23 protein-coding genes and 1 pseudogene are annotated in these 24754 nt (G+C 64.3%); 12 read left to right on the top strand and 12 right to left on the bottom strand.

Going from position 1 to position 24754, the window contains the following annotated elements; all coding sequences use genetic code 11:
• Positions 1-137 precede the first annotated feature (137 nt).
• The 4 genes from C7G41_RS31465 (at position 138) to C7G41_RS31480 (ending at position 5420) form a co-directional block, all read left to right on the top strand.
• The gene (locus C7G41_RS31465; protein WP_199198710.1) at positions 138-3149 is read left to right on the top strand and encodes an FAD-binding and (Fe-S)-binding domain-containing protein; all 3012 of its coding nucleotides are present in this window, start codon (positions 138-140) and stop codon (positions 3147-3149) included.
• On the top strand, positions 3142-3570 hold the full coding sequence (locus tag C7G41_RS31470; RefSeq protein ID WP_106946174.1) for a heme-binding protein: 429 nt from the start codon (positions 3142-3144) through the stop codon (positions 3568-3570). Before C7G41_RS31465 ends, C7G41_RS31470 begins: the two co-directional genes overlap by 8 nt.
• Before the next feature lie 279 nt (positions 3571-3849).
• Positions 3850-4101, top strand: a complete 252-nt coding sequence (locus C7G41_RS31475; protein ID WP_106946224.1) for a helix-turn-helix domain-containing protein — start codon at positions 3850-3852, stop codon at positions 4099-4101.
• Complete coding sequence (locus C7G41_RS31480; RefSeq protein WP_106946175.1) at positions 4101-5420, top strand: type II toxin-antitoxin system HipA family toxin; 1320 nt, start codon at positions 4101-4103, stop codon at positions 5418-5420. The genes C7G41_RS31475 and C7G41_RS31480 overlap by 1 nt, the downstream gene beginning before the upstream one ends.
• A 102-nt stretch (positions 5421-5522) precedes the next feature.
• Here the strand turns inward: C7G41_RS31480 and C7G41_RS38455 are convergent, their stop codons facing one another.
• The 3 genes from C7G41_RS38455 to C7G41_RS31495 form a co-directional block, all read right to left on the bottom strand.
• Positions 5523-5810, bottom strand: a complete 288-nt coding sequence (locus C7G41_RS38455; protein ID WP_245446814.1) for a hypothetical protein — start codon at positions 5808-5810, stop codon at positions 5523-5525.
• 251 nt (positions 5811-6061) lie between these two features.
• Positions 6062-6844: an enoyl-CoA hydratase/isomerase family protein gene (locus C7G41_RS31490; RefSeq protein WP_106946176.1), complete on the bottom strand. Its 783-nt coding sequence runs from the start codon at positions 6842-6844 to the stop codon at positions 6062-6064.
• A gap of 132 nt (positions 6845-6976) precedes the next feature.
• The gene (locus C7G41_RS31495; RefSeq protein WP_106946177.1) at positions 6977-9067 is read right to left on the bottom strand and encodes a molybdopterin-dependent oxidoreductase; all 2091 of its coding nucleotides are present in this window, start codon (positions 9065-9067) and stop codon (positions 6977-6979) included.
• A 252-nt stretch (positions 9068-9319) separates the two neighbouring features.
• Here C7G41_RS31495 and C7G41_RS31500 point away from each other — a divergent pair, with 252 nt between their 5' ends.
• The 4 genes from C7G41_RS31500 to C7G41_RS31515 are packed head-to-tail and all read left to right on the top strand — an operon-like array spanning position 9320 to position 13589.
• Positions 9320-10276, top strand: a complete 957-nt coding sequence (locus tag C7G41_RS31500) for a tripartite tricarboxylate transporter substrate binding protein (protein WP_199198716.1) — start codon at positions 9320-9322, stop codon at positions 10274-10276.
• Between the two features lie 15 nt (positions 10277-10291).
• Complete coding sequence (locus tag C7G41_RS31505) at positions 10292-10762, top strand: (2Fe-2S)-binding protein (RefSeq protein ID WP_106946178.1); 471 nt, start codon at positions 10292-10294, stop codon at positions 10760-10762.
• Positions 10759-12894: a molybdopterin cofactor-binding domain-containing protein gene (locus C7G41_RS31510; protein ID WP_106946179.1), complete on the top strand. Its 2136-nt coding sequence runs from the start codon at positions 10759-10761 to the stop codon at positions 12892-12894. The genes C7G41_RS31505 and C7G41_RS31510 overlap by 4 nt, the downstream gene beginning before the upstream one ends.
• Positions 12891-13589 (top strand): substrate-binding domain-containing protein, encoded by a 699-nt coding sequence (locus tag C7G41_RS31515; RefSeq protein ID WP_106946180.1) that lies wholly within the window; start codon positions 12891-12893, stop codon positions 13587-13589. Before C7G41_RS31510 ends, C7G41_RS31515 begins: the two co-directional genes overlap by 4 nt.
• A gap of 9 nt (positions 13590-13598) precedes the next feature.
• On the opposite strand, the gene C7G41_RS31520 is transcribed toward C7G41_RS31515, so the two are convergent.
• From C7G41_RS31520 to C7G41_RS31535, 4 genes are read right to left on the bottom strand one after another with little or no spacing between them, the layout of a single operon-like run.
• On the bottom strand, positions 13599-14405 hold the full coding sequence (locus tag C7G41_RS31520; RefSeq protein WP_106946181.1) for an SDR family NAD(P)-dependent oxidoreductase: 807 nt from the start codon (positions 14403-14405) through the stop codon (positions 13599-13601).
• Between the two features lie 24 nt (positions 14406-14429).
• Complete coding sequence (locus C7G41_RS31525) at positions 14430-15722, bottom strand: TRAP transporter large permease (RefSeq protein WP_085349490.1); 1293 nt, start codon at positions 15720-15722, stop codon at positions 14430-14432.
• A complete protein-coding gene (locus C7G41_RS31530; RefSeq protein WP_027566714.1) occupies positions 15713-16261 on the bottom strand; it encodes a TRAP transporter small permease in 549 nt (182 codons plus the stop codon). Before C7G41_RS31530 ends, C7G41_RS31525 begins: the two co-directional genes overlap by 10 nt.
• Before the next feature lie 58 nt (positions 16262-16319).
• Positions 16320-17291 carry a TRAP transporter substrate-binding protein gene (locus tag C7G41_RS31535; RefSeq protein ID WP_106946182.1) on the bottom strand — a complete coding sequence of 324 codons (972 nt, stop codon included), beginning with the start codon at positions 17289-17291 and terminating at the stop codon, positions 16320-16322.
• A 325-nt stretch (positions 17292-17616) separates the two neighbouring features.
• On the opposite strand from C7G41_RS31535, the gene C7G41_RS31540 reads away from it, so the two are divergent.
• Entirely contained in the window at positions 17617-18393 is a 777-nt protein-coding gene (locus C7G41_RS31540; protein WP_106946226.1) for a cyclase family protein, read from the top strand.
• On the opposite strand, the gene C7G41_RS31545 is transcribed toward C7G41_RS31540, so the two are convergent.
• Together C7G41_RS31545 and C7G41_RS31550 are read right to left on the bottom strand one after the other, a co-directional pair.
• Positions 18390-19118 carry a Crp/Fnr family transcriptional regulator gene (locus C7G41_RS31545; protein WP_106946183.1) on the bottom strand — a complete coding sequence of 243 codons (729 nt, stop codon included), beginning with the start codon at positions 19116-19118 and terminating at the stop codon, positions 18390-18392. The genes C7G41_RS31540 and C7G41_RS31545 overlap by 4 nt on opposite strands.
• Before the next feature lie 496 nt (positions 19119-19614).
• Complete coding sequence (locus tag C7G41_RS31550) at positions 19615-20325, bottom strand: helix-turn-helix domain-containing protein (RefSeq protein WP_106946227.1); 711 nt, start codon at positions 20323-20325, stop codon at positions 19615-19617.
• Positions 20326-20473: 148 nt separating this feature from the next.
• On the opposite strand from C7G41_RS31550, the gene C7G41_RS31555 reads away from it, so the two are divergent.
• Complete coding sequence (locus tag C7G41_RS31555; protein WP_106946184.1) at positions 20474-20791, top strand: c-type cytochrome; 318 nt, start codon at positions 20474-20476, stop codon at positions 20789-20791.
• A 5-nt stretch (positions 20792-20796) separates the two neighbouring features.
• Here the strand turns inward: C7G41_RS31555 and C7G41_RS31560 are convergent, their stop codons facing one another.
• The 3 genes from C7G41_RS31560 to C7G41_RS31570 are packed head-to-tail and all read right to left on the bottom strand — an operon-like array spanning position 20797 to position 23810.
• Positions 20797-21900 carry an MlaD family protein gene (locus tag C7G41_RS31560; protein ID WP_106946185.1) on the bottom strand — a complete coding sequence of 368 codons (1104 nt, stop codon included), beginning with the start codon at positions 21898-21900 and terminating at the stop codon, positions 20797-20799.
• Between the two features lie 3 nt (positions 21901-21903).
• A complete protein-coding gene (locus C7G41_RS31565; protein ID WP_199198711.1) occupies positions 21904-22671 on the bottom strand; it encodes an ABC transporter ATP-binding protein in 768 nt (255 codons plus the stop codon).
• Positions 22672-22673: 2 nt separating this feature from the next.
• Complete coding sequence (locus tag C7G41_RS31570) at positions 22674-23810, bottom strand: ABC transporter permease (protein WP_106946187.1); 1137 nt, start codon at positions 23808-23810, stop codon at positions 22674-22676.
• A gap of 176 nt (positions 23811-23986) precedes the next feature.
• Between C7G41_RS31570 and C7G41_RS31575 the strand changes: the two genes are divergently transcribed.
• Positions 23987-24262, top strand: a complete 276-nt coding sequence (locus C7G41_RS31575) for a hypothetical protein (RefSeq protein WP_106946188.1) — start codon at positions 23987-23989, stop codon at positions 24260-24262.
• Positions 24263-24752 (top strand): annotated as a pseudogene (locus C7G41_RS31580) (phage holin family protein).
• The last annotated feature ends 2 nt before the right edge of the window (positions 24753-24754 follow it).

Here is a 24754-nt window from a genome sequence, read left to right on the forward strand (position 1 = left end):
GAGCCGCTCGAATATCACTATTCGCCGGGCTTGTCCCTCGCCGGGCGGGGTCCGTCAATGCACAAGAAGCAGGGCTCGCCTTGCCAAGGGCCGTGACCGGAGGCAAGACGGGGGCGGCGAACAGGCAAGAGCGGACCATGGCGGCGGAAGTGCCCGGGAAATCACAGGATTCGGCCAAAAAGGACGGCATCGCGGCACGTCTGGCCGGGGAAATGACCGGCGACGTCCTGGTCGACGCTTTCAGCCGGGGCCGCTACGCCACGGACGCGTCGTTCTACCAGATCATGCCCTATGGCGTCGTGGTGCCGCGCACCATGGACGAGGCTTTGCGAGCGCTGGCGATCGCGCGCGACGAGGGACTGAAGGTGACCCCGCGCGGCGGCGGCACCTCGCAATGCGGCCAGACCGTCAATGACGGCCTCGTGGTCGATCTCTCGAAGCACCTGAACCGGATCCTGTCGCTCGACGTCGAAGGGCGCACCTGCGTGGTCGAGCCGGGCATCGTGCTCGACGACCTCAACCGCCAACTGAAGAAACACGGCCTCTGGTTTCCGGTCGACGTCTCCACGGCGTCGCGCGCCACCATCGGCGGCATGGCGGGCAACAATTCCTGCGGCGGCCGTAGCTTGCGCTATGGCACCATGCGCGACAACACGCTGTCGATGGAGGCCGCGCTCGCCGACGGCACGCTGAGCCAATACGGCGAGGTGTCGCGCGATCTCTCCGATCTCGATGCGAACGCCAGCGCGCGCGCCCTGTTCCGCGACATGCTCGATCTCGGCGCCCGCGAAGCCGGGGAGATCGCGGCGCGCTTCCCAAAGGTGCAGCGTCGTGTCGGCGGCTACAATCTCGATGCGCTGGTGCCGCGCAATGCACGCAACAACATGGCCCACCTTCTCGTCGGCTCCGAGGGCACCCTCGCCTTCACCACCAAGGTCGAGCTGAAGCTGTGGCCCGTGATCCGCAACAAGGCGCTCGGCATCTGCCATTTCGGCAGTTTTTACGAGGCGATGGACGCGGCCCAGCATCTGGTCAAGCTGAAGCCGATCGCGGTCGAGCTGGTTGACCGCACCATGCTCGCACTCGGCCGCGACATCGCGATGTTCAGGCCCATCATCTCCGCCGCGATCAAGGGTGATCCGGATGCGGTGCTCGTGGTCGAGTTCGCCGAGGAGGATCAGGCGGACAACCTCGTGCGCCTGAAGCAGCTCGGCGAGCTGATGGGCGATCTCGGCTTCGGCTGGAACAACGACAAGCGCAAATGGGGCGGCGTGGTGGAGATCACCGAGCCCGCGCTCCAGAGCGGGATCGCCGATTTCCGCGCCGCTGGCCTCAATGTCATGATGTCGATGAAGCAGGAGGGCAAGCCGGTCTCCTTCGTCGAGGACTGCGCCGTGCCGTTGCCGCATCTCGCCGACTACACCGCGCGGCTGAGCGAGGTGTTCGCCAAGCACGGCACCAGCGGCACGATGTATGCTCACGCCTCCGAAGGCTGCCTGCATGTGCGGCCGGTGCTGAATTTGAAGCTGGACAAGGACGTCAAGGCGATGCGGGCCATCGCCGAGGAAGCCTTCGAACTGGTGCGCGAATACAAGGGCTCGCATTCCGGCGAGCACGGCGATGGCCTGGTGCGCTCCGAATTCCACGAGACCATGTTCGGCGAGCGCCTGGTCGCCGACTTCCGCGAGGTGAAGCAGCGCTTCGATCCCGAGGGCGTGCTCAATCCCGGCAAGATCGTCGACGCACCGAAGATGGATGATCGTTCGCTATTCCGCTTCAAGCCCGAGTATCGCGTCGCCGAGCTCAAGACAAAGCTCGACTGGTCCGCTTATCCCGGGGCCGGCGGCGGTTTTCAGGGCGCGGTCGAGATGTGCAACAACAACGGCGCCTGCCGAAAGCTCGAGGGCGGCGTGATGTGCCCGTCCTACCGCGCGACGCACAACGAGAAGGACGTGACGCGAGGCCGCGCCAACACATTGCGGCTCGCGATCTCCGGCCAGCTTGGCGCGGGCGCGCTCTCCTCCGACGAGATGATGGAGACGCTGAAGCTCTGCGTGTCCTGCAAGGCCTGTCGCCACGAATGCCCAACCGGCGTCGACATGGCCAAGATGAAGATCGAGGTGCTCGCCGCGCGCGCGGCCTCGCATGGCCTGACCTTGCGCGACCGGCTGGTCGGCTATCTGCCGCGCTATGCCGGCCTCGCGTCGCGGTTCGCGCCGCTGGCGAATTTGCGCAACTGCAGCCCGCTGCTGCGAAAACTGTTCGAGCGCTTTGCCGGCCTCAGCGCGCGCCGCGCGCTCCCCGCCTTCCGGAGCGACGTGTTCGTGCCGCCGGCCGAAGCGGTCGGGCCGGAAACCGGCCGCGAGGTCGTGCTGTTCGCCGACACCTTCAACCGCATCTATGAGCGCGAAAACCTCGATGCCGCGTTGCGCGTGCTCGCGGCCGGCGGCTATCGCGTGCATCTGCCGAAGCCAGTAAGCAGCGGCCGTCCGCTGTGCTGCGGCCGCACCTTCCTGTCTGCGGGCCTCGTCGACGAAGCCAGATCCGAGCTCGATCGTCTTGTCGCCACATTCGCGCCCTTCGCCGCGCGCGGCGTCCCGATCGTCGGGCTTGAGCCAAGCTGCCTTTTGACCTTGCGCGACGAGCTCGCCTCGCTGCGCAAGGACGACGACGCCAAGGCCGTCGGCGCCCACGCGCTAACCTTCGAGGAATTCCTGGTGCGCGAGGCCGAGGCCGGGCGGCTGCAACTGCCGCTCGGCGCGATCGCCGACAAAGCCCTGGTGCACGGCCATTGCCATCAAAAATCCTTCGGCGCGTTCAAGCCGGTCGAGCAGGTGCTGCGCCTCATTCCCAACCTTGAGGTCCAGACCATCGAGTCGAGCTGCTGCGGCATGGCCGGCGCCTTCGGTTATGGCGCGGACACCTACGATGCCTCGATCGAGATGGCCGAGCTCTCGCTGCTACCCGCCGTGCGGCGCGCGGACCAGAATACGCTGCTCGTCGCCGACGGTACCTCCTGCCGACACCAGATCCACGACGGCGCCCAGCGCGAAGCGCTTCACGTCGCGCGCGTGCTGGCGATGAGCCTCGATCGCGCCGAGATCCGATCCACAACCCCTCCCCTTGCAAAGGAAACCAGCCATGGCTGACCTCACCCTCGACACCGCCCGCAAGATCCTCGACGCCGCCTTCGCAAAATCCACCGAGCTAAAGCTGAAGCCGCTGGTCGTCACCATCCTCGACGCCCGCGGGGTGCTCAAGATCGCCGCGGCGCAGGACGGCACCAGCCTGATGCGCGCCGAGATCGCCCACGGCAAGGCCTATGGCGCGCTCGCGCTCGGCATGGGCTCGCGCGCACTCTTCCAGCGCGCGCAGGAGCAGGCCTATTTCATTGACGCCGTGAACACCATGGCCAAGGGTGCGCTGGTGCCGGTCCCCGGCGGCGTGCTGATCATGGACGGCACGACGCTGCTCGGCGCCGTCGGCGTCTCCGGCGACACCTCGGACAACGACGAGGCGTGCGCGTTGGCGGGCATCCAGGCGGCAGGGTTGAAGGCCAACGCGGGGTAGTGATCCCACGTACCCAGGGCCCCTGCGCTTGACAAGACCTTATAGAGTGCGCCGCGTAGGATCGCTTGTCGAGGGTTCGAGTTCCTAGATGCTAACGTGGTTCAAGCCACTACTGTGGAGGCGCTGTTCTCTTACCGGAGGGTCCGCCTGTGGTGTGATCGGGCCAAAGCGCTATACGCGATCGCGTATATTTATATTATATACGCGATCTCGTATACTTCTCTTTATACGCATCCAGGTATATTGATATTTTATACGCGTTCGCGTATCAAACTCCAAATGGATAGGATCGCTCGCACCCCGCAGCAGCTTGGCGCCGCCATTAAGCGGCACCGCCGGCAAAAAAAACTCACCCAGGGCGGCCTGGGCGACAAGATGCACGCGCGCCAAGCGACTGTCTCGAAGCTGGAGGCCGGCGAACCAGCGACGCAACTGCGCATCCTCATGGATGCGCTGGCCGCGCTCGACCTGGAACTGGTCCTCCGACCACGCACGAAGGTGTCGGCCAAAGCCATCGAGGATCTGTTCTGATGGGACGCCGTCCTATCCGAGCGCCTATCAACGTCTACCTAAACGCTCGTCTGGTCGGGCGGCTGCGGCGGGAGAGCAGCGGCGCCATCGATTTCCAATACGACGAAGCCTGGCTGGGATGGGAGAACGCCATCCCGGTCTCGGTATCGATGCCTCTACGCGAAGACCGCTATATCGGAGACCCCGTCATTGCAGTCGTCGATAACCTGCTTCCCGATAACGACGACATCCGCCGGCGTGTCGCCGAACGCGCGCATGCCGGCGGAGCCGATGCTTACAACCTGCTTTCCGCGATCGGCCGCGACTGTGTCGGCGCCCTGCAATTCCTTCCGGATGGAACGGCACCCGGAGCGGCGGGCGCGATTGACGCTCGCGTCGCGAGCGACCAGGACATCGCGGCGATCCTTGCCAATCTCGCCAACAATCCGCTCGGCATCGGTCCCGATCAGGAGTTTCGTATCTCTCTGGCTGGAGCCCAGGAAAAAACCGCCCTTCTCTACTGGAAGGACAAGTGGCATGTGCCGCACGGCACGACCGCCACCACGCACATCATCAAACCGCAGATCGGCAGGTTACCGAACGGCGTCGACCTGACCCACAGCGTTGAAAACGAGCATCTCTGCCTGAAGCTCGTCGCCGCGCTCGACTTGCCCGTCGCCAAGTCGCGCATCGTTGATTTCGCGGGCCGGCGCGTGCTCGCCATTGAGCGCTTCGACCGCACATGGGCGCACGACGGACGACTTCTGCGCTTGCCACAGGAAGATTGCTGTCAGGCGCTTTCCGTCCCGCCCGGGCGCAAATACGAATCGGACGGCGGCCCGGGCATCCGAAATATCTCTGATCTCCTCAAAGGCAGCGATACACCGGCGACCGACCAGGCGACCTTCTTCAAGGCACAAATCGTTTTCTGGCTTCTGGCGGCGACTGACGGCCACGCCAAGAATTTCAGCATCCACCTCTCGCCAGGCGGACGATTCGTCCTCGCCCCGCTGTACGACATCATCTCAACGCAACCGAGCCTCGATGCCAAGCAGATCACGCAAAACCAGATGAAACTTGCCATGGCGATCGGCAATAGTCGCCACTACGTAGTACACACGATTCTCGGCCGACATCTCGTGCAAACCGCAAAGAATTGCGGCCTGCCCGACAGCGTGGTTCGGGGTATCATCGAAGAGCTCGCGGATACGGCTGGCACGAAGATCGACGCAACGATTGCGAAGCTGCCGAAGGATTTCCCGCAGGCGATGGCAGAATCCATCGCGACCGGCGCCAAGCGACGCCTCGACAGCCTCGTCACGACGGAGAGTGGCGCTTAGGTCGCGCGGGTCACCACTCCACCTCGCCGTCCGATTGCTCGCAGAAAATGCTTGCTTCGACCACGTCGAAAGCTCTGACCGGCATGGTGGAAGGGACTGAATTCATCCAGCAAGCAAAGGATTGGATCCAAGGTAGCCCGAACCAAACCAACGCCGCGATCTGATCAGTCCGGTCGCGTATTGTGCCAGAAATGCCCAACCAAAGTGCAAGACGTTCAAGGCGCCATTGGCACGGCCGGCAAGCTCCGACGGAAAGTAATCAGCTATCACGGCAAAGCTGACCACAGTTGCCGTTCCGATGATTGCGACAACCGACCAGGGCAAGATGGACGGCAGAGGTACTCGCAGGATCAAGGCTAGCTCGGCTGCGATAAATAGCACGGCCAGCATCGCGAATATCGTCTCAGCCGTGTGATCCCAGCATGATCATGTAGCCGTTGAGCAAGGCGACTCGTTCCCTGGGGAACCAAAGGATGATGGACTTAAGTCCTGCCGTCAGCGCCCCCGCCACGCCAAGCCCGATCATCGCACGCGCGATCAAAAACGACAGGAAGCCAGTCGATTCGGCTCAACGCCAATCTCCCCTCGGAATAAATGCACGTCGGCCGATGGCAACACGATGAATGCGCTAAAAGGATCGTCTATTTTCCCGTCCACACCGGCTTGCGCTTTTCGCTGAACGCTTTCAGCCCTTCCTTGGCGTCCTCGGTCATGGCGAGCAGTGCGATCTGGCTTTCGGTGTAGGCGATGCTCTCGTCGAACGACATCGAGGCGATGGCGCGCATTGCGTATTTGCCGCGACGGATCGCCGTCGGGGATTTGTCGACGATGCGACCGATCAGCCAGTCGACCTTGGCATCCAGCTCGGCCGTGGGCACGACATAATTGAGCAGGCCGGCTCCTTGCGCCGCCTTGGCGTCGAACGGCTCGCCGGTCAGCGCCCATTCATTGACGAGCCGCGGCGGCGCGATGGACTGCAACAGGCTCAACACCTGCATCGGGAACACGCCGACCTTCACTTCCGGCAGGCCGAAGATGACGTGATCGGCGGCGACGGCCATGTCGGTCATGCAGAGCAGGCCCATGCCACCCGCCATGCAGACGCCGCCAACGCGCGCAATCGCGGGCTTGGTCGCGTTCTGCGACAAACGCAGCAGATCGGCATAGTCGACATTCGGTCTCGAATGATCCATCGCGAAAGCCGCGCCGGAGTTCTGCAGATCCGCACCGGCGCAGAACGCCTTGTCGCCCGCGCCCGTCAGCACGATGACACGGACGTCCTTGTCGTCATGGGCGTCGCGATAGCCGCGTGCGATGCCGGCGATGACCTCGCCATTCAGCGCGTTGCGTTTTTCGGGCCGATTGATGGTGATCCAGAGCGCCTGCCCGCGCTTCTCGGTGATCACGGCTGTGGTGTCGGTCATAGCGCGCTCGCTTCCTTGGGCTCCCGTTTAGCGGCCATTTGCGGCAGCTCGGGCGGAAGGTGCAAGGGCAATCTGCGGCTCGGCCCCGCTTTAGCGCCTCGACACAAACTTGAAAGGCGATCGAAGCGCGGCTCAGGCCGCGACCACTTTCCTGATCCAGACCTTGTTGTCGTGGAACGCGGCGCCGCCAATCGGCGCGATGGTGTCCGCGCCCGTCAGCATGTTGATGCCGCGGTTGCCGATATGGTTCTTGTTGGGATGAACGGACTCCGCGATCAGCACGCCGCGCCGCACGCCTGCGAACAGCGTGGCGATCAGCGTGGTCTCACCGCGGGTGTTGCCGAGCGTCACGGCGTCGCCATCGGCGATGTCGAGCGCGGCCGCATCCAGGGGATGGATCATCACGCTCGCCTTGCCCTCGCGCGCCTGGGAGGACGGCGTCTCGTTGAAGGTGGTATTGAGGAAGCTGCGCGACGGGCTCGTGGCAAGCCGGAACGGATGGGCTTGGTCGGAATGCTCAATCACCGCCCAATGGTCCGGCAGCGCCGGCATCTTGTCGAAGTCACCCATCTTCTGGCCGAACGGCGGATGCGCCCAATCGGCCTTGAAGTGGAATTTCCTGTCGGCATGGGCGAAACCGTCGAGATAATGCGACGTGCGGAAGTCCGGCTGCAGGTCGCGCCAGAGGTCGGCTTCGAGGCCGGCAATGTCGCCGTGGTCGCTCAGCTTCAGCGTCGCGTCGATCAACTCACGCGGCGTCAGCTCGAACCCCGGATGCCTGGCGCCAAGCCGCGGCGCCAGCGCCTGCAAGACCTCGTGGTTGGAGCGGCATTCGCCGGGCGGGTCGATCAGCTTCGGCCCGACCGAGATGTGCTGATGGCCGCCGCCGTAATAGAGATCGTCATGCTCCATGAACATCGTCGCCGGCAGCACGATGTCGGCTATCTCGGCCGTCTCGGTCATGAACTGCTCGTGCACCGCGACGAACAAATCCTCGCGCGCAAAGCCCTGCCGCACGAGTGCCTGCTCCGGCGCCACCGTCATCGGATTGGTGTTCTGGATCAGCAGCGCCTTGACCGGACCCTTGCCGTGCAGGGCCTTGGAATCGCCGGTGAGGATGCGGCCGATCTGCGACTGGTCGAGCGCGCGGATGGTCTGGTCGATGGCGTCGTGACCTTCGATGATGGATTCGTTGAAGTGCCACAGCGCGAAATTGTTGAAGAAGGCGCCGCCGCCTTCATATTGCCAGGCGCCGGTCACGGCAGGAATGCAGTTCGCGGCATGCATCTGCGCCGCGCCGTTGCGCGAGCGGGTGAAGCCGTAGCCGAGCCGGAAGAAGGTTCGCTTGGTCTCGCCGACCAATCTGGCGAAGGCCTCGATTTCCGCCACCGGCACGCCCGAGATCGCGGACGCCCATTCGGGGTTGCGCGTCTTCAGATGCGCCTCGAGTTCGCCAGGGCAATCGGTGTACTTGTCCATATAGGCACGATCGGCATAGCCGTCGCGGAACAGGACATGCATCACGCCGCAGGCGAACGCGCCGTCGGTGCCGGGCCGCAGGATGATCTTGATGTCCGCCTGCTTCATGGTCTCGTTGTCGTAGATGTCGACGGCCGCGATCTTGGCGCCACGCTCCTTCCGCGCACGGGCGGCGTGCGTCATCACGTTGACCTGCGTGTTGACGGGGTTGGTGCCCCAGATCACCACGAGATCGGACAGCGCCATCTCGCGCGGATCGACGCCGGCGATCTTGCCGGTGCCGATCGCGAACCCGATACGCCCGACATTGGCGCAGATGGTCTGATAGAACCGCGAATATTTCTTCACATGCGTGAGGCGATTGAGGCCGTCGCGCATCACCAGCCCCATCGTGCCCGCGTAATAATAGGGCCAGATTGACTCCGCGCCGAACTCGCGCTCGACTTGGTTGAAGCGATCGGCAATCTCGTCCAGCGCCTCATCCCAGGTGATCCGCGCGAATTGGCCGGAGCCTTTCGGCCCGGTGCGGCGCAGCGGATACATCAGCCGTTCAGGATGATGGATGCGCTCGGCATAACGGGCAACCTTGGCGCAGATCACGCCGGCCGTATAGGTCTGCTTTTTCGAACCGCGGACACGACCAATGCTGCGTCCCTCGACCACCTCGACATCGAGGGCACACGCCGACGGGCAATCATGCGGACAGGTCGAATGGCGGATTTCGATCTTGGCGTGCTGGTTCATATCCAATTTGGTAACACCAAAATACCTGTCAGCCGAGGGTATTTATCCGGCAACGCCCATGCGATTTGCTCAGACCGCGTGCGCCGCCGGTTCCTGCCGTGGCCGCGAAGAGCGGCTCCAAGACACCGAAACCCGCCCGATATTCCAGGCACCATCGGCCTTGTGAGGCGTCGACAGTCCGCCTCCCCTGCCGCTACAGTGCCGATCAACAAGAACGACATCAGGGAGGTGGGTGTGACGGCCCGACAATTCATGCTGGCGCTGGCCGCCGGCCTGCTCAGCGCATGCTCCGCAGCACCGTCCCTGGCGCAAGACTATCCCAATCATGCGGTCCGGATCGTCGTGCCCTTCGGCGCTGGCGGACCGGCCGATGTCGCGGCCCGGCAGATCGGCAATGCACTCCAGGAGAGTTTTGGCCAGCCCTTCGTGATCGAGAACCGCACCGGCGCGGGCGGCGTCATCGGCACGGTCGAAGCGGCGAAGTCGCCCGCCGACGGCTACACGCTGCTGATGATGTCCAACACCCAGACCGCGAACGAATCCCTGCTGACGCCGGACAAGCGCAAATACGAGCTGATGCGCGACCTCGCGCCGATCGCACCGGTGAACGCTTCAGATCTCGTCATCGTGGTGAACCCGCAAGTACGAGCGAAGACGCTGCAGGAGTTCGTCGCGCTCGCCAAGTCGCAGCCGGGCAAATTGAACTACGCCTCCTCCGGCCAGGGCACGCCCTATCACATGGCCGGCGAGCTGTTCAAAGCCATGGCCGGCATCGATCTCGTCCACGTCCCCTACCGCAACAGTGGCGAGGCGCGCAGTGGCGTGATCGGCGGGCAGGTGCAGATGATGATCGACGCGGTGCCGGCGATGGCGCCGAACGTCGGCGAGAACCAGGTCCGCGCCCTCGCGACCACCGGCAAGCAGCGCTCAGCCGTGCTGCCGAACGTACCGACAGCGATCGAGGCGGGCGTAGCAGGCTATGAAGCCACGATCTGGCTCGGCCTGATGGCCCCGGCCGGCACGCCGAAACCCGTGATCGACAAGCTCAATGCCGCCGTGAACGCAATGGTGAAGCGGCCCGACATCGTCAAGCTCTGGACTGCGCAGGGCGCGGTGCCCATGTCGATGACGCCGGAGGAATTCGACAAGTTCCTGCGCGGCGACATCGAGAAATGGGCCGACGTGGTCAAGAAGTTCGACAAGTCCTGAGGCCGTGGAGCGACAATGCCGATGATTCAATTCCAGCTCAACGGTATGGCGGCGGCCGTGGATGCGGACCCGGAGCAGACATTGCTCGACGTGTTGCGTGGCCGGCTCGGCATGACGGGCGCGCACTTCGGCTGCGGCGCCGGTGAATGCGGCGCCTGTCATGTCATGGTCGATGGCCGCGCGATGGCTTCTTGCGACATGCCGATGTGGTCGGTCGCGGACAAGGACGTCGTCACGGTCGAAGGCCTCGGCACAGCGGAGCAACCGCATCCGCTGCAACGTGCCCTTATCGCCGAGCAGGCGATGCAGTGCGGCTATTGCGTATCGGGGATCCTGATCAGCGCGGCGGCGCTGCTGAAGCGCAATCCGTCGCCGACGGAGGCCGAGGTGAGGACCGCGCTTGATCGTAATCTGTGCCGCTGCGGATCGCACAACCGCATGGTCCGCGCCGTGCTGCGGGCGGCCTCGGAGATGGCGACATCATGAATGCGCCGCCCCCCGCCCCGACACTGCCGGTCAGCCTTGCGGCCAATCCCAGGCTGTCATCCTGGGTGAAGCTCACCGGCGATGGCCGTGTCGCGATCTCGCCCGGCAAGGTCGAGATCGGCCAGGGCATCGTCACGGCCCTGGCGCAGATCGCAGCAGACGAACTCGACGTCGATATTGGCCGCATCGAGATGATCCGCGCCTCCACGGCGGCGAGCCCGAACGAGGGCGTCACCTCGGGCAGCCTTTCGGTCCAGCAATCCGGCCGCGCGCTGCGCCACGCCTGTGCCGAGGTCCGCCAGCGCTTCCTCGCCGCGGCATCGGAGCGTCTCGGCGTCGATGCCTCGCTGCTCGACATCCATGACGGCACGATCTCGGGTCCCGGCAATGTCAGGACCAGCTATTGGGAGTTGGCCGGTGACGTCTCGCTCGACCACGACGCCAAAGCGGGCGCGAAAGCGAAGATGGTCGCCAAACGCACTGTGGCCGGACATTCGGTCCAGCGCGTCGACATTCCAGACAAGGTGTTCGCGCGGCCGCGTTTTATTCATGACTGTCCGCTGCCGGACTTGCTGCACGGGCGCGTGCTGCGGCCGGACATCTCGGGCGCCAAGCTGATCGCGCTCGACGAGACGGCGATACGAGCCGTTCCCGGCCTCGTCGCGATCGTCCGCGACGGCGGCTTTTCCGGCGTGGTTGCCGACAGCGAGGCCGCGGCGGAGGCCGCGCTGAAAGCCTTGCTCAAGGGCGCGACATGGTCAGCCGGTGAGCCGCTGCCGGATGAAGCCGATCTCGCCGGATTCCTGAAGAGCCAGCCGGTCGAGACCACCGTCATCGACACCAGGACCACGGCGGCAACGATAAAGAAGGCTGCTCGCACCCTTCGCCGGCAATACATCCGTCCCTACATCGCGCATGCCTCGATCGCACCGTCCTGTGCGATGGCCCGATGGAACGGCGATCGCGTCCACGTGTGGACGCACAGCCAGGGCGTCTATCTGCTGCGCGCCGACCTCGCGATCGTGCTCAAGCTGCCGGCCGAAAACATCGTCGTCGAGCACATGGAAAGCGCGGGCTGCTACGGACACAATGCCGCCGACGACGTCGCGCTCGATGCCGTGCTGCTGGCGAAGGCTGCCGGCGGACGGCCGGTGCGGGTGCAGTGGTCGCGCCACGACGAGATGTCCCACGCACCGTTCGGCGCGGCGATGGCGATCGAGATCGAAGCCGACCTCGATGCCGACAACGAGATCGTCGGTTGGCGCCACGCGATCTGGAGCAACGGCCACGCGGCGCGGCCTGGGCGCGCAGCGCAGCCCGCGCTGCTTGCCGCAACCGAGATTACGACCCCCTACCCGCGCATGATCTCGACCAATCCGCCCGCGGCCAATGGCGGCGGCGGCGACCGCAACTCCGTTCCGCTCTACGAGCTCAAGGCCTGGACGATCACAAGCCACCGGCTGCTGACCATGCCGGTGCGGACCTCGGCACTGCGGACACTTGGCGGACAAGGCAATGTGTTCGCCATCGAGTCCCTGCTCGACGAGATCGCCGCCCTGCGCGGCGAAGACCCGATCGCGTTCCGCCTGCGTCATCTGCGCGACGAACGGGCAAAGGAGGTGATTCGCGCGGCGGCACGACGTGCGCAGTGGAAACCGCAGAAGCAGTCCGGCATCGGTCATGGCGTCGGCTTCGCCCGCTACAAGAACACCGGGGCCTATTGCGCCGCGATTGCGGAGATCGAAGGCACTGACGATATCCGCGTCAAGCGGCTGACGCTGGCGGTCGATGTCGGCGAGGCCATCAACCCGGACGGCGTCATCAACCAGATCGAGGGCGGCGCGATCCAGGCGACGAGCTGGGTGCTGAAGGAACGCGTCCGCTTCGATCGCACGCGCATCACATCGACGTCCTGGACCGACTATCCGATCCTCACCTTCAGCGAGGTGCCGGCGGTAGATGTCGAGATCGTCCAGCGGCCGGAGATCGAGCCGGTCGGCGCCGGCGAAGCCGCCCACGGTCCGGTGACGGCCGCGATCGCGAATGCCTGTTACGATTGCCTCGGCGTGCGCGTGCGCGACCTGCCGATCACCCGCGACAAGATCATTGCAGCCATGGAGCAGGCATCGTGACGACAGTGAGCATTTTGAGCGGAGGCGCAGCGCAAGGCCTGGTGCGCGGCCTCGGCGATCCCTTCAAGACGCAGACCGGCTTCGGCATCGACGGCGAGTTCGGCGCGGTCGGCATCATGGCCGACAAGCTGCGCGCGGGAACGGCGGCCGATCTGGTGATCCTGACGCAGGCGCTGCTTGCAAAGCTTGCCGAAGAAAAGCTCGTCGTGCCCTCCTCGATCTCGGATGTCGGACGGGTCGAGACCGCGCTGGCGGTCCGAAGCCGCGATCCCAGAGTGACCGTGAAGACCGAGGCTGACCTGCGCGCAGTGCTGCGCAGCGCCGACGCGATCTACGTCCCGGATACGAAAGCCTCGACGGCGGGACAGCAAGTCGCAAAGGTGCTGGATCAGCTCGGCATCGCCTATGAGGTCGCTTCGCGCCTCAAGATCTTTCCCAACGGTGCGACCGCGATGCGGGAGCTGGCGGCGTCTACCGCCGCGCATCCGATCGGCTGCACGCAGGCGACCGAGATCATCGCGACCGACGGCATCGTGCTGTCAGGAGCGCTGCCGCCGGGCTGCGAGCTGGTGACGATGTACACGGCCGGCGTGACCATTCGGGCCGCACATCCAAGGGAGGCGGCCGCGCTGATCGCGTTGTTGACTGGCGCGGACCGCAAGGATCTGCGCCAGCGCGCCGGCTTTACCGGCTAGATAACCGCCCTATGTGTTCAACTGGGTGAGGCCGGTCGGCGGACCGTCGACGGCGGTCCAGCCGCCATCGACGAACAACGTGCTGCCGCTGACATAGCTCGCTGCGTCCGAGGCGAGATAGGCGACGGCGGTTGCGACCTCGTCGGCGCTGCTCCAGCGGTTGAACACGGTGTGGCCGGCGTAGAGATTGTAGATATCGGGACGCTGCTTGAACGGACCGGTCAGCGCGGTCTCGGCGATGCTCGGCGCGATCGCGTTGACCCGCACACCGGAGCGTCCAACCTCGGACGCAAAGCCCTTCACCAGCAGGCCGATCGCGGCCTTGGTCGAGCCGTAGACGCCTAGGCCCGGCTCGATGGTCACCGCCCGCACCGAGGAGCAGGCAATGATGCTGCCGCCCTTCTGCTCGACCATGATGCGGCCGAAAGCCTGGAAGAACCACACCGTGCCCTTGATGTTGAGGTTGAGGACGCGGTCGAGATCCTCCTCGGTGTAGTCGAGGATGGTCTTGCGGATGTTGAGCCCGGGCGTCGTCACCGCGATGTCGAGCCGCGAAAATTTCTGCATCACGGTCTTGGCCAGCGCGTTGACGTCCGCGGCGCTCGCCGCGACACACGCAGCCGCCTCGGCCCAGCCGCCCTTCTCACGAATGCCGGCGGCGGTTGCTTCGGCGGCGTCGAGCGCACGATCGGCGCAGACGACCCGGGCACCAAGCCCGGCCAGCGCCTCGGCCGACGACTTGCCGATTCCGGAAGCGGCGCCCAGCACCACGGCCGTCTTGCCGGTGAGATCGAAGAGCTTGCGATAGTCAGTCACGGATAGATTCTCCCTGCGTTGCTGCTATCCCTTGTAGCCCATCAGCAGACGGGGCAGCCACAGCGAGAAGGCGGGGACGTAGGTCACGAACATCAGAGCTGCGATCAGGGCGGCGTAGAACGGCAGGATGGTGCGCATCACCGCACCCACCGAGATGCCGCCGATGGCGCAGCCCACGAACTGCGTGGTTCCGACCGGCGGGGTGTTCAGCCCGAGCGCGCAGTTGATCAGCATCAGCATACCGAACTGCACCGGATCCATGCCCGCCTTCATCGCGATCGGCAGGAAGATGGGCGTGCAGATCAGGATGGTCGCGGCCATGTCCATGAACGTGCCGAGCACGAACAGGATGACGTTGATGAGCAGGAAGATGACCCAGGGCTGCGTCGAGACCCTGCTCATCATCTCGCCGGCGAAGTCGGCGACCTCGTAAAGCCCCATCAGATACTGGAACATGGTGGAGACGCCGATCAGCAGCAGCACCACCCCCGTGGTCTTCACCGCCTTGGCCGCCGCGCGCAGGAAGTTCGGCAAGGTCATGGTGCGGTAGATGAAGAACGTCAGCAGGATCGTATAGGTGACCGCGACGGCTGCGGATTCGGTTGCCGTGAAGACGCCGGACAGGATGCCCGCCAGGATGATGCCGACGATCAGAAGGCCGGGCAGAGCGGCTGCGAACGAGCGAAAAACCGCGGGCCAGCCCGGGAACTTGCCGGCCGGATAGCCTCGCTTCACCGCGACCGCGTAAGCGGCGACCAGCATGCACACCATCAGCACCAGCGCCGGCAGGAGGCCGGCGGCGATCAGCGCGCCGATCGAGACCTTGCCGCCGGCGGCGAGCGCATAGATGATCATGTTGTGACTGGTCGGCATCAGTGCTCCGACCAGCGAAGCATGGGTCGTGACGTTGACGGCGTAGTCGGTGTCGAAACCTTCCTTCTTCATCATGGGGATCATCACGGCCCCCATCGCCGACACGTCGGCCACGGGCGAGCCGGACACGCCGCCGAACAGCGTGCAGGCGACCACGTTTGACATGCCGAGCCCGCCGCGGATGTGTCCGACGAGATTCTTGGCGAGCTGCACGATCTTGTCGGCGACGCCGCCATGCAGCATCAGCTCACCGCTGAAGACGAAGAACGGGATGGCGAGGAAGGAGAAGATGTTCATCCCCGACATCATCTGCTGGAAGATGACCGCGACCGGCAGGCCTTCGTAGAGGATGGTGCAAATCGCGGAGAGGCCGATCGCGAAGGCGACGGGGACGCCGAGGACCAGGAAGCCGAAGAAAGTGGCGCCGAGAATGATCAGTTCCATGAGGGGACGACTTCTTCGCCGCGCAGGAGAGCGATGATGTGCTCGATTGAAAAGGAGACGATCAGGACGCCGGAGGCGATCAGCGGTACGTAGCGGATGACTTCGGGCAGCCCGAGATTGGGGATCTTCACGGTTCCGACCGACGCTCCGAGGATCCAGCCGTTATAGGCCATGGCGACGCCGAACCCGGCGACCAGGACGTGGATGACAAGCTCGATTTTTTCTCGCGCGTGGTCCGGCAGCATCACCAGCAAGCTGTCCATGCCGATATGCCCGGCATCGCGCACGCCGACCGCGGCGCCGATCAATGTGACATACAGGATCAGAACCAACGCAAGGTTCTCCGTCCAGGTCGGGCTGGAATTGAGCACGTAACGTCCGAACACCTGGTAGAAGACGATGGTGACGATGACGAGCAGTCCGGTCACCGACAGATACATCCCGAGCCGAGCAACAGGAGCATTGATCCGGGACAGCAAGCCGGTGGACGGGCGTCCGGCTACGTCCAGTTCGTGGTCTGCGACGTGAGGGTCTGTCATCCGGGTCTCCTTGCGGGTCCGGCGTCGCCAGTCGGCGCGCCGGACCGACGCTATGGCCTTACTTCGTGTCCTGGATACGCTTGACGAGGCCCTTCAGCTTCTCGTCACCGGCGAACTTGTCGTACACCGGCTTCATCGCGTCGACGAATTCCGCCTTGTTGGCGATCGTCACGACCTGGACACCGGCCGCTTCGACGGTCTTGCGAGACGCCTGCTCACGCTCATCCCAGAGCTTGCGCATGACGGGCACCGATTCCTTGGCCGCCTTGCGGACCATCGCTTGGTCTTCCTTGCTCAGCGTGTCCCAGACCGTCTTGGACATCACGAGCACTTCGGGCGCCAGGGAGTGCTCGGTGACGTTGTAGAACTTGGCGGCCTCGAAGTGGCGCGAGGATTCGTAAGACGGCCAGTTGTTCTCGGCAGCGTCCACCAGACCGGTCTTGAGAGCGGTATAGACTTCGCCATACGGCATCGGGGTCGGATTGGCCCCGAGGCTCTGGATCATGCCGACCCACAGATCGGATTGCTGGACGCGAATTTTCAGACCCTTGACGTCCGCGAGCGACTTGATCGGTGCCTTGACGGTGTAGATGGACCGGGCGCCGCTGTCGTAATAGGCGAGGCCGACCAGGCCTGCGGGCGCCATGGCCGCCAGGATCTCGTCGCCGATCGGCCCGTCAAGGACGGTGCGCATGTGCTGCGTGTCCCGGAAGATGAAGGGCAGGCACAACGCGATGGTTTCCGGCACGAAGTTGTTCAACGGCGATGCATTGATCCGCATCATGTCGAGGGCGCCGATCTTGAGCTGCTCGATGGTGTCCTTCTCGGAGCCCAGCGCACCGTTGGGGAACACCTTCACGCCGAGCTTGCCGCCGCTCGCCGCAGCGAGCTGCTTGCCCATGAACTTGACGGCCTCGACGGTCGGATAATCGGCGGGGTGGATGTCGGCGGAACGGAAATCGCGTGCGGTCGCCAAGGGGGCTGAGACCGCCAGCAGAGCGGCTGTGATGACGCCGGTAAGTATCTTCATCTGGGCTTCCTCCTGAGTTGATTATATCGTTGGGCAGATGCTGCGGGCCGCCTTTGGGTCGCTCCACTTCCGGTGTGAAGTCAAGCGCCATTGTCGTCCCTAGGGCGCGCGGCATTCTCTGTCCAAGCCAAATCCGGCATCGATCGATGCTAGAGTTGCATCGATGGATCAAACCGGCTTTGGGCGGACAACCGGCTCGTAGCCCACTTTTTCCGAAATCATCTGTCCGTCTGCCGCGGAAAGCGTTTATGCGCGTTGCTTGACGCCGCCGGTGCTGCCTCCTCAAGATGCAGCGAAACAAAACGGACCATCCCGAGGAATGCCGATGCCACGGAAGCTGATCGACATCTCCGTGCCGCTCAGGAACGACGTGACGGCGGATCCGCCTGGCAATCACCCGACGATCCAGTACATCGATCACCAGCAGGGCCTGCCGCGGATGCTGCAGTTCTTCGACGGCCTCACGGCACAGGACTTGCCGGACGGCCAGGGATGGGCCGTCGAGCAGGTCTCGCTGTCGACCCACAACGGCACGCATCTCGATGCGCCCTGGCACTTCCATCCGACCATGAATCGCGGCGAGCGGTCATGGACGATCGACGAGGTGCCGCTGGAATGGTGCTTTCAGCCCGGCGTGAAGCTCGACTTCCGGCATCTGCCCGACGGCTACGTGGCGAGCGCCGACGACGTGGAGAAGGAGTTGAGGCGGATCGGGCATGCGCTGTCACCGCTGGAGATCGTCGTCGTCAACACCAGCGCGGGCGCCAGGTTCGGCCAAGCCGACTATGTCAGCTCAGGCTGCGGCATGGGCTATGAGGCCACCATGTATCTGCTCGAACGCGGCGTCCGGCTGACCGGCACCGACGGCTGGAGCTGGGATGCGCCCTTCGTCCACACCGCGAAGAAATATGCCGAAACGAAAGATGCCGGCCTGATCTGGGAGGGCCACAAGGCGGGGAGGCACATCGGCTATTGCCATCTCGAGAAGCTGCACAATCTCGACCAGCTGCCTTCGGCCGGGTTCACCGTCTCGTGCTTTCCGGTGAAGATCGAGCGGGCCTCCGCAGGCTGGACCCGCGCCGTCGCGATCATCGACAGCTAGCTGTCGAGCCCGCTCTCGGCGAGTTCGCGCAAGGCATCCATGTCGAGCACGACGATGGCGCCGTGCTCGAGGCGAACCCAGTTGCGGCCCGCCCAGGCGCGCAATTGCTTGTTGATGCTCTCGCGGGTCATCCCCACCATCTCGCTGATCTCCTGCTGCGTGATGGCAAGCGTGCCGCTGCCGGAGTCGAAGTTGCGCTCTTCGGTGAGGCCGAGCAGCGCGCTCGCAAGCCGGCCCGGCAGATTTTGCAGGATCACCTGCTCGACCTGCTGGCTGGTCCAGCGCAGGCGCGCGCAGAGCAGCTCGATGAATTTCATCGCGAGCGCCGGCTGGCTCTTCACGAACGGCAGGAAGTCCCGGCGATCGATGATGTAGAGCTCGCAATTGGTGTTGGCGGTCGCATCGGCCGACCTGGGGGCGCCGTCGAGCACCGCGATTTCGCCGAAGATCTCTCCGGGACCGATCAGATTGAGAATGGCGTTGCGGCCGTCGGGCGACGAAGAGGAAATCTTCACCGTCCCTGTGATCACCGCGAACAGATTGTTGCCGGGATCGCCCTTGGCGGCGATCGTCGCGCCGCGCTTCACCGTGGTGTGCTTGGCGTAACGGCAGAGCTGATCCAGCGCCTCCGGCTCCAGATCCGCAAAGATCGGGTGCTTGCGCAGGACCGATAATTTATTCCCCGCCGCTTGTCGGGGGTCGTCGCCGGTCTTGTCCTGAGGCACGCCACTGGGCTCCTAAGACTGCGAGGCACTGGGGTCCCTGCGTAGTCAGTGTAGCCCAGTTTTTCAACCGGAAAGCATGCGCCCCCATTTGAGGCAAACGCGGCGAAAATGCCGCGGTCAGGCGCGAAGCCGCAGCCGAAGGATGAGCCAATTCGTCCCAGTCGATGCAGAGTTGCAAGCGCCGCACGCCGCCTTGCGTTGAGGCGCTGCCAACCGTCCCGAGTTCGCACGGCATAGCCCGCGCGCGGGCGCCTCAAAATGCGACCGTGATCTCAGGAGCTTCGACGCTTGACGTCTGACTTGAGCCGGCCTGGACTGGTTTGCCGGTCTGCCCAGACCAGTGCCCCGGCGAATGTGACAAAGATTGCCACGACAATGATGCTCATAAGCAACGCGTCAGCCGGCATGATGCCCTCCCCTGAGGTTTTGGGCATTATTCGGGGCACGCGGCCGAATGCATTGATCCCGATCAAAATTGAGCCGCGCTACGTCGGAATCAGGCTGCGGCCAGAGCTTCGACCTTCGCCGGATCGAGCAGGCTGATCCCGCCATGAATGATCTCGATCACGCCGTGGCGCTCCAGCTTGGTGAAGGTGCGGCTGACGGTCTCGATGGTCAGGCCGAGGTAGTCGGCGATGTCCTGGCGGCTCATCGGAAGCGGAACCGTGTCCGACGCCCCCGTTAGCGAGACCAGCCGCTCGCGCCAGCCGAGCAGAAAGGCCGCAACCTTTTCGTCCGCCGAACGGCGGCCGAGCAGCACCATGTGGTCCCGGGCCTGGTTCAGCTCGCGAATTGCCAGTTCGTTGATCCGCCTGAGGAGGTGCAGCCGGTCCTCGATGAAACGGCCGAAGGGTGCCTTAGCGAACTGGCATACGGTCACCGCGCCGATCGCATCGGCCGAAAAATTGTGCCTGCCCGAAACATTCATCCCCAGGAAATCGCCGGGCAAGGCAAAGCCCACGATCTGCCGGCGGCCGTCGGTCAGCAGCTTGTACAGCCGCATGACGCCCTCGACGAGATTGTAGAACGAGGTCGTGATGTCCTCCTCGGAGAACACAGTCTCGCCCGAGGAAAAATGGACGCGCCGACCGAGATGCTCGAATTCCCGGAGCTCGATCCCATCCAGCGACGAACAAACCGCCGATGCGCGGACGGCGCAATCGCTGCAGAGCTGCCAGTTCGGCTCAATCGTGACTACGGGCTTCATCGACCGCTCCAAGCGCCGGGTGCCCATCAGGCCCATTCCTTCGCGCGGCTGCATTTTACTGCACTGCGCCAAAGCCAGTTGACCCAGATCAATTTTGGAGGGAATCCCCGCCTTATTCTTCTCCCAGACCTAAACGGGGTCACTTTACATGCTGCAAGGAACGCTGCGTCACGGGTTGATCGGGTTGCTTCTGATGACGCCTGCCCTGGCTGCCCCGACCGCCGAACAACGCGGCAAGGGCTTTGCGCGAGCCAATTGCGCGCGCTGCCACGCGATCGACCGTGCGTCGAACAGTCCGCTCAAGATCGCACCGCCGCTGCGGGCCCTGCACCGGCGCTATCCCATCGAGAGCCTTGGGGAGGCGCTGGCCGAGGGCATCAACACCGGCCACGCCGACATGCCAGCCTTCGAGCTCAGTCCGGACCAGATCCACGATCTCCTGTCCTACCTCAAGACCTTGGAATAGCCGGGTCACACCGCCTGCACCGTCCAGCCGATCAGCTCCTTCGCGATGCGCGTGAAGGCCATATCGAACGCTGCGACCGCCGCGACCGGCTCGACCTTGTCGAGCTTTTCGCTGGTCTCGACGAGACGCGAGGCGATCACCTTGCCGTTCTTGTCGACGATCCGCGCCGATAGTCCGATCTCGACCCGTGTCTCCCCCTCCGTGGCAATGCGGAAGCGCCTGATGTCGATCAGCAGCTGATAGTCCGCCTGCCCGAGATCGGCCGTGCGCAACGGGGCGTGGGCGATGTCGTAGTTCTCGAAACTGTCGATCAGCCGCGCCTGCACCAGCTTGGGAATGCTGTCGGCCCAGAGGAAGTCCGCAAAGCCCGGATTATCGCCGCCGGTCGCGAACAGCATGCGCTGGGTCTGGAGCATGGCGACCGCTGTCGGCTCGGGAATGGCCAGTGACGCCGAGAGCGTCTTGCCGGCCGGACCGAGGTTCTGCGGCGTGCGCAGGTCAAAGGTGACTTTCTGGGCCGGCGTTCCGCCCCCGGTCATCTTCTCCAGGCCCGCCAAAATGCCGTCGATCTTGCCGGTGTTGCGCGCAAGCCCGTCGGAGAAGGTCTTGAGATTGGCAATGGTGTCCTTCAGCGGGCCCGAATTGTCCTCCAGCACGGTGTCGACCCGCCGCAATGCATCACGCGCAGCCTGCGTCATGCTCTGGCCCGCTCCGGCCTCGGCAATCAAGGTCGGGGGCTCGCCGGCTTTGGCGACGATGATGCCCCCCTCCAGCGTCACCACCGGCACGCCGGTCAGCCCCTGGAAATCGAGCCCGACTCTGCTGTCGGCGCGCACCGGCGTGGTTGAAGCAACCGATATTGTCGCATTGACGAAGCGCGGATTGTCCGGCGCAAGCCCGAGCTGGGTGACCTCGCCGACGCGGATGCCGTTGAACAGCACGCCGGCGCCGACCAGAAGACCGGGCACCGGGCCCTGGAATTGCACGTGATAGCTCGTGCGCGGCCCGATGCCGCCGGTGTTGTTCAGCCAATAGACGAAGCCGAACACCGCGAGGATTGCGGCCAGGACGAAACTGCCGATCAGCACGTAGGGAGCGCGGGTTTCCATCTCTCATCTCATCTCGTGTTGCAGCATCTGCGAGCGCTTGCCGTGGAAATAGGCGCGCACCCAGGGATGCTCGGATTGCAGTAGTTCGCGCATCGGACCGATCGCCACGATCTTGCCGTCGGCGAGAGCAGCGACCCGATCGCAGACCGTGGTCAGGCTGGCCAGATCATGGGTGACCATGAACACGGTGAGGCCGAGGGTCTTTTGCAGTGTCCCGATCAGCGCATCGAAGTCACCCGCCGCGATCGGATCGAGGCCGGAGGTCGGCTCGTCCAGGAAGAGGATCGGCGGATCGAGCGCGAGCGCGCGCGCCAGCGCGACGCGCTTGGTCATGCCGCCGGATAGCTCCGCCGGATATTTATCGGCATCCTGCGCCCGCAGCCCGACCATTTCGAGCTTGGCGATCGCGATCTCGTCCATCAGCTCCTGCGACAGGACGAGATTTTCACGGAGCGGAAACTGGATGTTCTGCCGGACCGTCAGCGAGGAGAAAAGTGCGCCCTGCTGGAACAGAATGCCCCATGTCATGGCCGCGCCTTCGGTGCGGCCGCCGATTGGCCGCCCCGTGACCTCGATGGTCCCGCCTTGGCGCGGGATGAGGCCGATGATGGTTCGCATCAGCACCGACTTGCCGCCGCCGGACGCCCCCACGAGTCCGAGGATCTCACCCCGGCGCACATCGAGCGACAGATGATCGAGCACGGTCTGCCGGCCGAAGCCGACCACGAGGTCGCGGACGCGGATCGCGAACTGTTCTTGCGATTCGCCCATGATCACATTCCGATCGAGGCGAAGAAGATCGCGAACAGGCCGTCGAGCACGATCACCAGGAAGATCGACTTGACCACCGACGTCGTGGTCTGTCGTCCCAGCGACTCGGCACTGCCCTTCACGCGCAAGCCCTCGCTGCAGGCGACGATTCCGATCACCAGCGCCATGAACGGCGCCTTCAGGATGCCCACCTCGAAATGGGCGACCGAGATCGCATCGTGCAGCCGCGCGATGTAGATCGCCGGCGCCATGCCGCCGTAAAACTGCGCGACCAGGCCGCCGCCATAGAGTGCGGCGATCGATCCGATGAAAGCAAGGATCGGCAGCGCAATCACCAGGGCCACAACCCGCGGCAGGATCAGGACGTGGACGGGATCGAGGCCCATGGTCGAAAGCGCATCGATTTCCTCGCGCATCTTCATCGAGCCGAGCTCGGCGGTGTAGGCGCTTCCCGAGCGGCCCGCGACCATGATGGCGACGATCAGCACGCCGAGCTCGCGCAACACCAGGATGCCGACCATGTCGACGGTGTAGGACTCCGCGCCAAATCTGCGGAAGTGGAAAAATCCCTGCTGGGCGATGATGGCGCCGATCAGGAAGGTGATCAGCACGACGATGGGGATGGCCTGCCAGCCGATGCGATAGAGTTGATAGATCAGCGATGTCAGTCGCAGCGAGCGCGGCCGGCGCAGCACGCCGATCACGGCCATGAACAACGCGCCCAACATCTGGAGAAAGATCGTGATGTCTTCGCGCGCGCCGACCGTGGACTTGCCGAGATCGTTCAGCCTGAGCAGGACAGGGTTGGGTGCAGGGGCCGGCGGCGGCGTGTGGCGGTTGACCTGACGCACCTCCTCCATCAGGCCACTGAAATGGTCGGCGACACCGATAAACTCGGCCGATCGACCGGATGATGAGGCCCTGCGCGACAGCTTTTCCAGGACCCAGGCGCCGAGCGTGTCGAGCGCGCTGACGCCTGACATGTCCAGCGTCACGGCTCTGGATCGATCGACGTCCGCCCCGACCGACCGGGACAATGTCTCCAGCATCGACACGTTCGCGGCAATCCACGGCCCTTCCGGGCACAATTTCAGCTCTTCGCCGGAGGGCGTTGCCAGCAACAGCGGTTCGGAGTTCACGCTTCCACCTCATCGGGACAACGAGGTCCCCATTCAGCCGGTCATTCTAGGCCAGCATGTGGCAGCCGGTTTGACCTGTCTCAAGACCACGACGCGTCTGCCTTCTTGACGCAAATCAACCACGGTCGCGCCGGCGGGTCCTAGGTTTGATTCCATTCAACGGGGAAATCAGATCCATGTTCGACAGCGACAGGATGAGCGAAGAACTGCGCACGCTGAAGGTTGACGTCACACGCTTGCTGAGCACCGCCGGCGAGGAGATGTTCGACAGTTCGAAAGCCCGTGCGGAGGCCCTTGCGGATCAGATCAAGGCTGCGCTCGCCGAGCTCGGCGAGACCGTCGACGAGGAGCAGGAGCAGCTTCAGGGCCTCATTGCGGACCGCCCGATCACATCATTGGCCTCGGCTTTCGCGCTCGGCGTGGTCGTCGGCTTCATGCTGCGGAGGCACTAGGTGAACACGGAAAATGTCGTCAAACATCTGCGAGTGCTCTGGCGTACCGACAGGATCATCGCGGACATCAGGCTGCGCCACCTGCTGATCGGCCCTCGGCTTGCGCGCCTTTGCGGCGCTGATCGCCGCGTTCGGGCTCCTGATGCTGGAGCTGTCCGCCTATTTCGCACTGGTGCAGATCTGGAGTGCCATTGGCGCGGCGGCCATCCTCGGCGCCGTCAATTTTGCCATCGCAGCAATTCTCTTCGTGATTGCCGGCCGGCCGCCTTCAGGCCGCGACATCGAACTCGCCAACGAGATTCACGGCGCATCCATCGAAGCACTTCAGCTCGAGGCACGCACGTTCCAGGCCCAGGTGTCGGGCGCCGTGCACCATCCGCTCAGCACGATCTTGCCCGTGCTGGTGCCGCTGATTGCGGTCCTGATCAAGAATTTGCGGAGAACGGCCAAGGACTCCGAAGCGACAAATTCGGCTGAAGCGCGCTCCTAACG

The sequence above is a fragment of the Bradyrhizobium sp. MOS002 genome (assembly GCF_003020115.1).
Classification (GTDB): Bacteria; Pseudomonadota; Alphaproteobacteria; order Rhizobiales; family Xanthobacteraceae; genus Bradyrhizobium.

Bases quoted from the DNA above. Each gene is read 5' to 3' on its own strand.
- C7G41_RS31510 (WP_106946179.1), top strand. From the start codon at position 10,759: ATGAATGCGCCGCCCCCCGCCCCGACACTGCCGGTCAGCCTTGCGGCC.
- C7G41_RS31555 (WP_106946184.1), top strand. From the start codon at position 20,474: ATGCTGCAAGGAACGCTGCGTCACGGGTTGATCGGGTTGCTTCTGATG.
- C7G41_RS31535 (WP_106946182.1), bottom strand. From the start codon at position 17,291: ATGAAGATACTTACCGGCGTCATCACAGCCGCTCTGCTGGCGGTCTCA.
- C7G41_RS31550 (WP_106946227.1), bottom strand. From the start codon at position 20,325: ATGAAGCCCGTAGTCACGATTGAGCCGAACTGGCAGCTCTGCAGCGAT.
- C7G41_RS31565 (WP_199198711.1), bottom strand. From the start codon at position 22,671: ATGGGCGAATCGCAAGAACAGTTCGCGATCCGCGTCCGCGACCTCGTG.
- C7G41_RS31465 (WP_199198710.1), top strand. From the start codon at position 138: ATGGCGGCGGAAGTGCCCGGGAAATCACAGGATTCGGCCAAAAAGGAC.
- C7G41_RS31540 (WP_106946226.1), top strand. From the start codon at position 17,617: ATGCCACGGAAGCTGATCGACATCTCCGTGCCGCTCAGGAACGACGTG.
- C7G41_RS31575 (WP_106946188.1), top strand. From the start codon at position 23,987: ATGTTCGACAGCGACAGGATGAGCGAAGAACTGCGCACGCTGAAGGTT.
- C7G41_RS31500 (WP_199198716.1), top strand. From the start codon at position 9,320: ATGCTGGCGCTGGCCGCCGGCCTGCTCAGCGCATGCTCCGCAGCACCG.
- C7G41_RS31490 (WP_106946176.1), bottom strand. From the start codon at position 6,844: ATGACCGACACCACAGCCGTGATCACCGAGAAGCGCGGGCAGGCGCTC.
- C7G41_RS31560 (WP_106946185.1), bottom strand. From the start codon at position 21,900: ATGGAAACCCGCGCTCCCTACGTGCTGATCGGCAGTTTCGTCCTGGCC.
- C7G41_RS38455 (WP_245446814.1), bottom strand. From the start codon at position 5,810: ATGCTGGCCGTGCTATTTATCGCAGCCGAGCTAGCCTTGATCCTGCGA.
- C7G41_RS31495 (WP_106946177.1), bottom strand. From the start codon at position 9,067: ATGAACCAGCACGCCAAGATCGAAATCCGCCATTCGACCTGTCCGCAT.
- C7G41_RS31475 (WP_106946224.1), top strand. From the start codon at position 3,850: ATGGATAGGATCGCTCGCACCCCGCAGCAGCTTGGCGCCGCCATTAAG.
- C7G41_RS31480 (WP_106946175.1), top strand. From the start codon at position 4,101: ATGGGACGCCGTCCTATCCGAGCGCCTATCAACGTCTACCTAAACGCT.
- C7G41_RS31470 (WP_106946174.1), top strand. From the start codon at position 3,142: ATGGCTGACCTCACCCTCGACACCGCCCGCAAGATCCTCGACGCCGCC.
- C7G41_RS31505 (WP_106946178.1), top strand. From the start codon at position 10,292: ATGCCGATGATTCAATTCCAGCTCAACGGTATGGCGGCGGCCGTGGAT.
- C7G41_RS31525 (WP_085349490.1), bottom strand. From the start codon at position 15,722: ATGGAACTGATCATTCTCGGCGCCACTTTCTTCGGCTTCCTGGTCCTC.
- C7G41_RS31530 (WP_027566714.1), bottom strand. From the start codon at position 16,261: ATGACAGACCCTCACGTCGCAGACCACGAACTGGACGTAGCCGGACGC.